Raw genomic sequence first — 11058 nt, 5'->3', positions numbered from 1 at the left:
GGATCGGCGGAGTCGAGGGCAAGGTGATCTTCGTAAGGGATGCGCACCCGATACGCTGCGGCGATGCGCATGTGATATCGAAACTGTGACACAAATCGCACAGGACCTGGACTCTATTACTCATTCACGCGAAGTATCGCGCCCACGGCTGCCCGGCGGCCAAGCCAAATATGGACGTAAACGCCCAAAACCGACACCGGGGCCAGGGTCGCCGCCAGTAACAGCGGCCACCACACCTCGGTCCCCGCCACCGCGGCCCCGCCCGCGTACGCCGACAGGTCGATCGCCGAACCCAGCGCGGGCTCCAGCCCGAGACCCAGCCCCAGACCGGCCAGCGCCGTCAGCAGGATCATCGGCGTGACCTCCAGCACCGTCAGCCGCCGCGCCTGCCCCGCCGACAACCCGAGCGTACGCAGGAACGACAGCGCCCGCGCCCGCTCCCGCGCGCCCACCACCAGCGCCAGCACCACCGCCGCCAGCGCGTAGCCGCCCAGCGCCAGCGTCACCACGCGGAAGACCACCTGGACCGTCGCCGTCAGCGGCTCGTCCTCGATCGCCCGCAGCGCGTCGCCGAAGGTGCGCACCCGCACGCCCGCGCCCGCCGCCTGCGCCAGATCCGCCGCCGCCACGCCGTCGCCCTCCACGAACAACGTCGTGATCTCCACCTCGCGGCCCATCCGCGCCCGCACGTCCAGCGGCGTCACCACGAACTCCCGCAGGTCGCCCAGCCCGGGAAACGAGGTCACCGAGCCCTGGGGCCGCAGCTTCACCTGCTGGTTCCACGTCACCGTGAGCTCGGCGCCCACCTGGTCGGGCGGCACCAGGGCGGGAATCCCCGGACCGTCGCGCAGCGGGCCCGGCGGCCTGAGCGGCGTGCCGGCCACGATCGCGCGGTAGGCCTCCAGGTCGATGGCCACCAGGGTGGGATGGCGCTCGGCGATCCGTACGGTGGCGATCTGCGCGGGAACCACCCGCTTCACCCCCGGGACCCGGCGCACCCGCTCGACCGCCTCCGGGGAGAACACGCCGGAGGCCTGCAGGCGGGCGTGGGCGCCGACCTCGTTCCACGCCACGTGCTCCTGTGCCGTCGAGATGCCCGAGGCGACCACCGCGGAGAAGACCGACACGGCCAGCGCGGGCAGCAGCACCAGCACCGGCAGCACCGAGAACGAGCGCGCCCTGGCCGCCAGCGTCAGGCCCAGGAACGGCACCGCCCGGCGACGGCGCGCGGCCAGCCGTACCAGGAGGCGGAGGGGGAAGGGATAGCAGCGCACGGTGATCACCGCGACCGCCACCGTCAGCCCGAACGGCACCAGCACCAGGAACGGGTCCCCGACCGCCAGCCCGCGCAGGCGCAGCAGGAACGCGCCGCCGAGCGCCAGGGCCACCACCGCGGCCTCCACGGTGATCCGCGCCGGTGACAGCCGGGCCGCCACGACGTCGGCGCGCCGCTCGTGCAGGGGCGCGCGGTGCCGGACCGCGAGCAGCGCCGCCGCGCCCGCCACCACGGCGGCGGCGATCAGCGCGGGACCGGCGTGCACGATCGGAGTGAGCGGGCCCGGCACGGCGTAGGACAGCCCGTATCCGGCCAGTGCGGCGGGCAGCGCGGCCAGCGCCACCAGGCCTGTCCCCGCGCCAGCGACCTGCCGCAGCGACCCGCCGCGCGCCCGCGCGAGCGCCAGCGCCCGGTCCGTCCGCTCCACCATCAGCTGTACGGCCAGCAGCACCACGCACAGCGAGACCGCCAGCAGCCCGCCCAGCACCACGGTCATCACGGTCTGCGCGGTGGCCAGCTCGCCCAGGAACCTGCCGAGCAGTTCCGGCAGCCGGGTGATGAGGACGAAGCGGTTCCACGGGTCGGCGGCCTCGACGCCGGCCAGCCGGTCGTACTCGGCGATCGCCGCGGGCAGCGCGGGCGCCTCACGTGCGGTGACCTTGGCGGTGTCGACGGGGATCACCCAGGAGTAGTGGATCTGCCGCTGCCCGCCGCCGAGCGCCGGCAGGCTCTCCGGTGAGATGAGCGCGTCGACGTGCAGTTCGTAGATGTCGGAGCCGGGGATCGGCACGCGGTTGACCGCGCGCACGGCCCGGTTGTGGTCCCAGAAGCGGTCGCCGGGGTCCACGACGTCGAACAGGCCGGTGACGGTCGCGTCGATGACGCCGACGGTGCCGAGCTGGAGCCGGGTGCCGACCCGGATGTTCATCGCCTCGGCGGCCGGCCTGACGATCGCCAGCTCGAAGCGCCTGCCGTCCGACGGGCCCGGAGGCCTCCCCGCCACGTAGCGGACGCGCTGCTCGACGCCGGAGACCCAGGTCGGGTCCACGAACAGCGGGCCGTCCGCCGCCGGCCCCTTCATCACGGGCAGGTTGAACGTGGAGGCACGCTGATGCCCGGGGCCCACCGTCCGGCGCAGGACCGGCGGCAGGATCTCGCGCAGCCGCGCGTCGCGGCGCGCGAAGTCCGCGGCGGTGCGGTGCTCGGGCGGGTCGTCCTGGGTGGTGTACTCGACCGTCAGGTCGGTCCGGTCGGCGGACGCGGAGCCCACCGAGTGCGCGAACGCCCGGTCGTAGGCCGCCTCCATCGTCTTCGGCAGCGCCGCCACCAGCAGCGCCGCCGCGGCCACCAGGGCGGCGAGCACGGCCAGCGCCCCGGCGTGCGTCCTGGCCAGGCGCAGCGGGTTCACAGGTCCTCCCTGACCAGCGGCGCCCGGCGGCGCAGGCTGCCCGCCAGCCCCGCGACCACGCCGAACAACACCACGCAGACCGCCAGCGCCATCACCAGCGTGGCCGCCCACGGGAAGACCGGCGCCACGGCGGGCACCACGGCCGCCGCCTGCCCGGTCAGCACGATGTGCGGCACCACCAGATACCCCACCACCACCGCCAGCCCGATCCCCGCCCCCATCGCCAGCCCGATCACGAACGCCTGCTCCACCGCCAGCAACCAGAACATCTGCCGCCCGCTCATCCCCAGCGCCCGCAGAATCGCCAGCTCACCGGCCCGCTCGCGCGCCGCCACCGCCGCGCTCACCAGGAACCCGAGCACCGCGAACGCCAGCGCCGCCGCGAACCCGAGCGTCAGCGCCCCCTCCAGCCCCGCCGCCAGCGGGTCGTCACGCAGCTTCGCCGCCTGCGACGGCAGATCCACCACGCTCGCGCCCCACGCGGGCGTGCGCCGTAACCTCTCCACCGCGGGCGCGGTGTCGCCGCCGCGCGCCGCGGCCCACCACTCGGTGACGGGCTTCGGCGGCAGCGCCCACGCCTGGTCACGGGCCTGCGCCGTGGGCAGATCCAGGAGTACGGCGGGCCGCCCGGCGGCCGTCGAAGGCAGCGCGTCCACGATGCCCGCCACGCGCACCGCGGTGTTGCGGCCCTCGATCGCCACCGCGGTGACCTGGCCGACGCGCGCCTTCATGATGGCGGCCAGGTCTCGCGAGACGACCACGGGCAGCGGGTGGCGCCGATCGCTCGGCGAGGCCATCAGGTGGCCCCTGCCCAGGGTGACGACCAGTGGCTGTGGGTCCGCGGGGGCTTCGGCGGGTTCGGGGGCCGGCACCTCGATGGTGAAGCCGCCGGGGGTCGGCGTGAGCTCGCCGCCGTGCAGGCGGCCGGGGCGCTGGATGGCGTGGGTCCACGGGGCGCCTTTTGGGGCGTTCAGGCCGGTTACGGTGATCCTGGTCGCCGTGCCCCTGGCCGGGACCGGCAGATCGAACGTCAGTCCGCGCAGGAACAAGGGGCCTGCCGTGCCCGTGCGGCCGTAGAGCGGGCGCAGGTCGACCTCCAGCGTGCGCGCGCCCGGCTCCAGCGGCCCGAGGGCGAGCTCCCGCCAGACGCCGAGCCCGTCCACGACGCTGACCTTGACCGGTACCGGCTCCCGCGCCTCCAGCCGGACACCGAGCCGGAGCCGGTCACCCGTCAACGGGATCACCGGGATGCCGGGACGTCCGGCGAGCAGCCGTTTCGCCATGTCCGGCACCCGGTCGGCCGACAGGTCGGCGCGCAGCCGCATGATGCCGCCGATCTTGGCCGCGTCCACGCCGAGCATCGTGACGTCCGTGCCGCCGATGTCCGCGCTGCCCCGGTAGACCGGGCTGATCGCTTGCACGCCCGGCAGCGCGGCGAACGTGCCGCCGCGGCCGAGGACGCCGAGCTCGTGGTTCTCGGGCGGGTCGGAGACGCGCAGGTCCGCGCCGGTCTGGTGGGCGGCCTGGTCGTTCTGGGAGGTTCGCCAGGTGGCCGCGGTGGCCAGCGACAGGCCGCCGATCGCCACGGCCATGGTCAGCAGCAGGGCCGGGCCCGCGTACCGCAGCGGCCGCCTGCTCACCTGCATCGCGCCCAGGGCGGGGGCCAGGCCCGTCTGTCTGGTGGCGAGCCGTTCCGCGAGCCCGGAGACCAGCGGCACCAGCCGCAGGCTCACCAGCCCTCCGGTCAGCAACGCCAGCGCCGGGCCGGAGACGATCAGCGGATCGACCCCCAGCCCGCCCGCCGCGGTGGCCGTCACCGGCGCCCCGTAGTGCCGGAGCTGCCAGATCGCCAGCGCCGCCACCCCCACCAGCACCAGGTCGGCCCCGGCCCGCTGCACCAGCCCCCTGCGGGCGCGCGCGGTCTGCGTCTCGACATAGGTACGGCGGGCCCCGGCCAGGGCGGGCAGCGCCAGCAGTACCGCACAGGCGCCCGCGACGAGCGCCGCCACCACGAAGGCCCCCAGCCCTGCGCGAACCTCCGACGCCCCCGCCCCCGCGTTCGCCGCTTCGAGGAGTATCGGCGCGAGGAACGGCGCCGCCCCCGCGCACGGGACCGCCACCAGCAACGCCTCCGCGCCCGTGAGCACCGCCAGCCGCACGCTGCCCGCGCCCCGCGCCCGCAGCAGCGCCGCCTCCATGCGCCGGTGGTCGGCCAGCAGCCGGGCGGTCAGCATCAGCGCGTAACCCGCCAGCAGGACGAGCTGGAGCACCGGGATCAGCATGGTCGAACGCGCCACCAGCGCGGCGGTGTCGAGCTGGGCGATGACCTCGGGCAGGCGGGAGGTGGCGCCGCAGTTGACGCAGCCCGCCTGGGCCAGGCGTTCCTTCGTCCCGGCCACGTCGGCCGCGAACGCGGCGAGCCGGTCCGGCTGGAGCTCGCGCAGGTCCGGCACCGCCAGCCAGGTGACGGTGACATGGTCGGCGAATCGCTCCAGGAACGTCTCGGGTGCCACCACCAGCGGGCCGTACGTGGTGTAGTTGCCCACCTCGGCCCCGCGCACCAGCAGCGGCTCGGCGAACCACCGCTCCCCGAACGGGTCGTCGAGCTGGAAGATCCCGGAGACGCGGACGGTGGCCGGCGCCTTGTCCACCCGCCCCCGGGTGGTGAACGTCCGGCCGGGAGCCAGTCCGAGCGCGGTCGCGACCGGCTGCGAGAGCGCCGCCTCCACCACGTTCCCCCGCCGTGGCCAGGACCCGGCTACCAGCTTGGCGTGTTCGCCCAGATCCTCGTACAGGCCGAAGGTGAACAGCTCCGGCGTCTTGCGGCCGAGCTGCCCCGGCGCCACGTACGTGGCCGATCTGGCCGTGGCCGTGACCGCTGCGGGCAGGCCCTGGTAGGCACGCTTGACCTGGTCGCGCACCATGGCGTCGATCTGGCGGAAGTTCTCCTTCGTCACCGGCGCGGACAGGACCGCCGCCTTGTCCGGGATCGCGGCGGTGGCCATGGTGCGGCGCACGCCCGCCTCGGTGATCGTGGAGGCGTACATCGTCAGGGCCACCAGGGTCGCGGTGGCCAGGAGGATGGAGAAGAAGGCCGCAAGCAACAGCAGAGGCTCGCTGAACGCCCGCCTGATGACAAACAGCCCCCGCATGGGTCCACCATCAGGGGAGCGTTGTGGGCGGGCAATGGCGGCGGGCTCAATGGTGATCCAGCCGAGATTCCCATGTGATGCGGAAATCGTGACATTCACTGAAATTCGCGTGCGTCGTGAGTGGGGCCAGGTGTTGGATGCCCGAATGATCAACGAGCCCTTGGAGCGTCTTCGCGCCGCCGCCCGGCGTACCCGTGAACTGGCCCTGAACCGGGCGGGCACCGGCCTGGGCCACCAGGACGCCGACGACGACGTCGGCACGATCGGCACGGACGGCGCCCTCGGCTTCGACCCGTTCCCGCTGCTCGAAGCCCTTCACCACCACGGCGTCCGGGCCGTGGTGATCGGGCAGGTCGCCGGCATCATGCACGGATCCACCGAACTGACCGGCGACCTGGACCTGCTCTGGGACGGCCTACCGGCGCACGCCCCCGCTTTGGCCGCCGCCTTCACCGCCGTCCACGCCCGGCTGACGGACGACTCCGTACCCCTTCGCCCGGAGTCCTTTCTCCGTCCCAAGGTGGAGTTCACCTCGCCCGGAGCGGGTGGCGACTGCTGCACGCCGGCGCTGCCCTGGGGCGGTCTTCGCGTGGCGGAGTTCCTCGACCGCGCGATCACCGCGGCCGACCCGGGCGGGCTGGAGGTTCACTACGCCTGCCGAGAGGACCTGATCCGGATGCGCCGCGCCATCGGCCGCCCCAAGGACCTCCGCCGGGCGGCGGAACTGGAAGCGGGTCAGAGTGTGATGGAGAAGCGCCGGCAGACGTGAACCCGGGCGAACTCGCGACGCAGCCGCTCCTCCTCGGCGAGGCCGGCGTGGAGGAACACCGACACCGGGAACAGGCCCGGCCGGGCGCCGGTGAGCGCGCGTTCCGGCTCGCCGGCCGTCGCGTAGACGTGCAGGTAGTGGTCGCTCTCGCGGAAACCCATCGCCCGGTACCAGCGCAGGGCGTCCGGGTCGTCTCGGGTCCAGGCGTCGAGGGCGGTCACCGTGGGCATGGTGCGGACGCGGGTCATGGCCTGTTCGAGCAGCGCGCGGCCGATGCCGGCGTGCTGGTGGTCAGGGTGGACCGCGACGGTCTCGATGGTCGCCAGCTCGCCCCGGACGGCGACGTCCATCAGGCCCAGGACGGTGCCGTGCCGGTCGGCGGCGACCAATTCGAAGCCCGGGGCCGCGATCGCGGGTTTGGCCGGGGCGACGTCGTCGAAGTAGGCGGTGCGCAGAAAGGCCAGAACCCGGCAGCGCAGCCAGGAGGACTCGTCGGCGCGGGCGTAGTCACGGAGAATGTGGTTCAAGGCAGTGATCCTTAACGGCAGGCAGCAGGAAATCCGGCGGGGTACGGCCTTGAAAGATCACGACCTGATTGTGCGGAATGCCGCAGGCGAGAACAAACGGTTTTCGGCGGTTGCCTCCGCGCGGAGCCGGTAACTACCCTGAAGCGAGCGTGCGAGGGCGCCGCCAGTCCGCGGGCAGGGATTTTCCCACCTCGAACAGCACGTCAACGCACTGGACACGACCAACCTCTTTCCGGCCGGGCAAGCGGACCTCGGCGACGATGGAGGTTGCGATGTCTGATCGACATTTCGAGCTGCCGGCTCATCCAAACGCCGAGTACTACCGCAAACAGGCCAAACACCTGCATCACGCGTACGCCGCGGGCGATGCGGCGGCCGGAGCCCGGGTCGCCGAGGTGCTGGGCGATCGAGCCGAAGAACGGTTCCTGCTCAGCGACGCCCAGTTCGTACTCGCCCAGGAACACGGCTTCCGGACCTGGCCCGAATTCCGCGCCCACGTCGAAAGCCGCGCCACCACAGAAGAACGGCCGGTCTCCCGCCTCATGGGAGTAAGTCCCGGGATCTACGCCTCGATGGCCGACACCCTTCTCACGGAGTTGCGCCGCGACACTCCCGCCGCCCTGCGACGACTACGGGCCTACGTGCCCCGCCACGCCACCGCCACCTCCGCCGCGACCGCCGGGCTCCGTGACGCGCGGCTGATCATCGCGCGGGAGCTCGGCTTCCCGACCTGGCAGGAACTCCTGTCGTTCACCGAGAAGTCCCGGCACGACCTCGGCGAACACCGCCGCCGACGGCAGCGGCTGCACCGCGAGGCCGAAGCCCTGCTGGCCGGCGACACCACCCGGCTGGCCCACCTGACCGCCGAGCAGGCCGACACCCTGTTGCACATGCTCGCGGGCCCCGAGCCGACCCCCGGTGTCCGGCCAGGCAAAGAGCTCGGTGTACCCCGCGCCGCGGTCGCCGTCCTGCTCGGCAAGGCCACCGACCTGGACCGCCCGCTCACCTGGGCCGCCCGCTTCAACCGGGTCGGCTACGTACGCCTGCTGCTCGAAGCCGGCGCCGACCCAGGCACCCGGACCCTGGGCGTCACCCCACTGGAGAACGCCGTCTACCACGGCAACACGGAGGTAGCCGACCTGCTCGCCGTACACACGATCGCCCCGCAGGCGCTCTGGATGTACGCCGCCTGCGGCAGGCTGGACCTGGTACGGACCTGCTTCGACCCGGACGGCATGCTCCGCCCGCACGCCGCGCCGGCACGCCCTGACCTCGCCGACACCGGCGCCGGCTTCCCCTCCCGCCTGCCGCCGACCGATGATCCGGAGGAGATCGTGGGAGAGGCGTTCGTCCACGCCTGCCAGCACGGCCGGATCGAGGTCGTACGCTGGTTCCTCGACCACGGCGTCCATCCGGACGTGGCACCCTACCTCGGACGCACCGGCCTCCACTGGGCCATCCCAGGCGCCCGGCTCCCCGTGATCCGCCTGCTCCTGGAACGCGGCGCCGACCCGTCCATCCGCGACGACCTCCTCCAGTTCGACGCCGACGGCTGGCTGCGCATAGCTTTCGCCGCCCGCCCACACGACCCCGAAGCTCAGCACCTCCACGACCTGATCGGATCCGCCCCACACTGAGCACCCCGCCCCCCGCAGACCGGCGGGGGGCGGGCCGCCTAGAGCCCCTGCTGGTCGAGCGCCCGTCTCGCGGCTTCCGGGTACCGTCGCACGAGCCGGCGGAGCGTTTCCCGGCGGAAGTGACCGCTGCCTCTCAAAGGCCGACCGGTTCGACGATCTGCCAGGGGTCGTCGATCCACATGTGCTGACCAGCCGGGGTCACGGTGATGCCGAACCTGTTCGGCGCCGGGCGTCCGGCCCGAAGCCATCCCATGTAGGCACGCTCCACCTCGTCCCAGACGCGCCGCGCGCCTGCCTGCCTGACCTCGACGTCCGCCTCACTGTAGGTCGCCACGGCCGTGGCCCAGCTCTCGCCCTCCAGGGTTTCGGCGTGGGCGGTGAACGTGGAGGCGCCATCGCCGCCGGGATGATCCCACCCTTGACCGTGCACGGTCAGCTCAGGTGCCGCGCCGGCCAGGTAGATCTGGAACCCCCTGGACAGGGCGTCGACGACGGCCGCGGGGTCAAGGCGGCTCGACGCCACTGTCACATCGATCGGGCGTACGGCGGGTGCGCCATGCCGTACCTGATCTCGCATGAGCATGTACGACGCCTCGACACCCAGCGTGCCGAGGGCGGTGCCGTCATCGACAACGTCGAGATACAGCTGGTGACCCCAGATCCCGGACGGTGGCATCCAGGGGAGGACGATGCCGCCGCCCGGCCGGGTCTGCTCCACCCAGGCGTAGGGAACCTCGCGGACGCCGCAGGTGACGTGGACGCGGTCATAGGGGGCTCGGTCGGTGCAGCCGAGCGCACCGTCGCCGACGAGGACGAAGGGCGCGTGGCCGGCCTCGTCGAGGTTGGCACTGGCGACGGCGGCCACCGTCTGGTCGACCTCGATGGTGGTGACGTGATGGTCGCCGACCCGGGCGGCGAGCATCGCGGCCGTCCAGCCGGTGCCGGTACCGATCTCCAGTACCCGATGATGGGAGGCGAGGTCGAGCAGCCGGAGAAACTCGACCGCCACGTGCGGGCTCGACAGCGAGGACGTCGGCGGGGCGCTGGTGTCGCTGATCTCCGCGTTTCCGTCGCCGCGCTGGGTGATGATGGCGGTGTTGGTGTAGACGGCCTCCCACCAGGCGTCTGGGTCCGCCTGCTGGTCGATGAGGTGCTCGGGGCGGTCATCTTGAGGTGTGGCCCAGGCCCGGTCGGGCACGAACGCACAGCGAGGCAACTGCTCTACCGCGTGGAGCCACGCTTTGTCGCCATGGTCGGCCAGGCTGAGGACACCGGCGTCCAGGAGGTAGCGGGAGAGCGCCTGCGCGTGGGTGGCGTGCATGATGTTTCTGGGCACGGGCCGCTCCTATTTCTTCTTCGTAGGCGCGCATTTGAACGTGGGGGTGCACTGGGGGTCGGGTGGCTTGGTGGGGTTGCAGCTGCCCTTCGGGTGGCAGTTGTCCGGCTTCTGCATGCCGGGAGCGCAGCCCGGGTTGCAGTTCGGTTCGCACGGCCACGCTCCGGCGGCGGTGACCGCGGGCAGGATCTGCTCGTGTGAGAGCTGGTACGCGGCTCCTACCAGGGACGTTAGACCGGTCTCGCGGATGTTGCCAGCGGAAAGCCAGCGCGAGAGCGGGCACGGGGTGACGGTGCCGTCGGGCAGGATCGCGGCGATGCCGTCGCCACATCGGCCGCATAGCTGGGAGACGTCGCACGATTGCCGCGCGGGCCGGCCGAGGAGCCGCATCCGATCGACGCTGATGTCGGTGACGCCGAGTCGCGCGAGCTGCTGCTTGGCCTGCTCGACGTGCTGGCCGTCGTGGATGTCGATGATGCCGGCGCGGATGGGGATGCCCAGGGCGATGGCGCGGCCGATGTTGGTGTGGGTGCGGTGGTGGGTCCTGCGTTGGGTGATCTGCTGGTGCTGGTCGGGGTCGTCGGTGTAGTAGGAGGTCGCGAGCATGACCTTGGGCTGTGCAAAGACGTCCCACAACGATGGGGTGACGTGGACGAGGTTCGTGTACACCTCAACCTGTAGGCCGTCACCCAGCGCGTGCGCGATGAGCGTGGGCAGGTCGGGGTGCAGGGTGGGTTCGCCTCCGATGAACTGCACCATGCGGGCGCCGAGCGCGCGGGCCTGCGTGATGGCGGCGGCCCATTCGGTCGCGGTCATGGCGCCGTGGGTGCCGTCCGGTCCGGAGCCGGCGTAGCAGTGGGTGCAGGCAAGCTGACATTTGCCGGTGATCTCTGCCCAGAAGAAGTCGAGGGCGGGTGGTGCCGTGCTCACGGGTCCTCCTGACAAGACGGGGC

7 protein-coding genes are annotated in these 11058 nt (G+C 72.6%); 2 read left to right on the top strand and 5 right to left on the bottom strand.

Features of this window, described 5'->3' with window-relative positions:
- Positions 1-116 precede the first annotated feature (116 nt).
- Together ACFWYW_RS11625 and ACFWYW_RS11620 are read right to left on the bottom strand one after the other, a co-directional pair.
- Positions 117-2684: an FtsX-like permease family protein gene (locus tag ACFWYW_RS11625; protein ID WP_379616578.1), complete on the bottom strand. Its 2568-nt coding sequence runs from the start codon at positions 2682-2684 to the stop codon at positions 117-119.
- Entirely contained in the window at positions 2681-5836 is a 3156-nt protein-coding gene (locus tag ACFWYW_RS11620) for an FtsX-like permease family protein (RefSeq protein ID WP_379616580.1), read from the bottom strand. Before ACFWYW_RS11620 ends, ACFWYW_RS11625 begins: the two co-directional genes overlap by 4 nt.
- A gap of 145 nt (positions 5837-5981) precedes the next feature.
- On the opposite strand from ACFWYW_RS11620, the gene ACFWYW_RS11615 reads away from it, so the two are divergent.
- The gene (locus ACFWYW_RS11615) at positions 5982-6605 is read left to right on the top strand and encodes a hypothetical protein (RefSeq protein WP_379616582.1); all 624 of its coding nucleotides are present in this window, start codon (positions 5982-5984) and stop codon (positions 6603-6605) included.
- Here the strand turns inward: ACFWYW_RS11615 and ACFWYW_RS11610 are convergent.
- Entirely contained in the window at positions 6572-7132 is a 561-nt protein-coding gene (locus ACFWYW_RS11610) for a GNAT family N-acetyltransferase (protein ID WP_379616584.1), read from the bottom strand. The genes ACFWYW_RS11615 and ACFWYW_RS11610 overlap by 34 nt on opposite strands.
- A 272-nt stretch (positions 7133-7404) precedes the next feature.
- On the opposite strand from ACFWYW_RS11610, the gene ACFWYW_RS11605 reads away from it, so the two are divergent.
- Complete coding sequence (locus ACFWYW_RS11605) at positions 7405-8769, top strand: ankyrin repeat domain-containing protein (RefSeq protein WP_379616586.1); 1365 nt, start codon at positions 7405-7407, stop codon at positions 8767-8769.
- A gap of 133 nt (positions 8770-8902) precedes the next feature.
- Here the strand turns inward: ACFWYW_RS11605 and ACFWYW_RS11600 are convergent, their stop codons facing one another.
- Together ACFWYW_RS11600 and ACFWYW_RS11595 are read right to left on the bottom strand one after the other, a co-directional pair.
- Positions 8903-10105, bottom strand: a complete 1203-nt coding sequence (locus ACFWYW_RS11600) for a methyltransferase domain-containing protein (protein ID WP_379616588.1) — start codon at positions 10103-10105, stop codon at positions 8903-8905.
- A gap of 9 nt (positions 10106-10114) precedes the next feature.
- Entirely contained in the window at positions 10115-11035 is a 921-nt protein-coding gene (locus ACFWYW_RS11595; RefSeq protein WP_379616590.1) for a radical SAM/SPASM domain-containing protein, read from the bottom strand.
- Positions 11036-11058: the final 23 nt, after the last annotated feature.

The organism is Nonomuraea sp. NPDC059023 (assembly GCF_042740095.1).
In the GTDB taxonomy this organism is placed as follows: domain Bacteria; phylum Actinomycetota; class Actinomycetes; order Streptosporangiales; family Streptosporangiaceae; genus Nonomuraea.
The sequence above is the reverse complement of the archived record's forward strand: the minus strand, read 5'-3'. Positions and strand labels throughout refer to the sequence as shown.

What these genes read in the sequence shown, in the direction of transcription:
- ACFWYW_RS11620 (WP_379616580.1), bottom strand. Translation starts at nt 5,836, where the DNA reads ATGCGGGGGCTGTTTGTCATCAGGCGGGCGTTCAGCGAGCCTCTGCTG.
- ACFWYW_RS11615 (WP_379616582.1), top strand. Translation starts at nt 5,982, where the DNA reads ATGATCAACGAGCCCTTGGAGCGTCTTCGCGCCGCCGCCCGGCGTACC.
- ACFWYW_RS11605 (WP_379616586.1), top strand. Translation starts at nt 7,405, where the DNA reads ATGTCTGATCGACATTTCGAGCTGCCGGCTCATCCAAACGCCGAGTAC.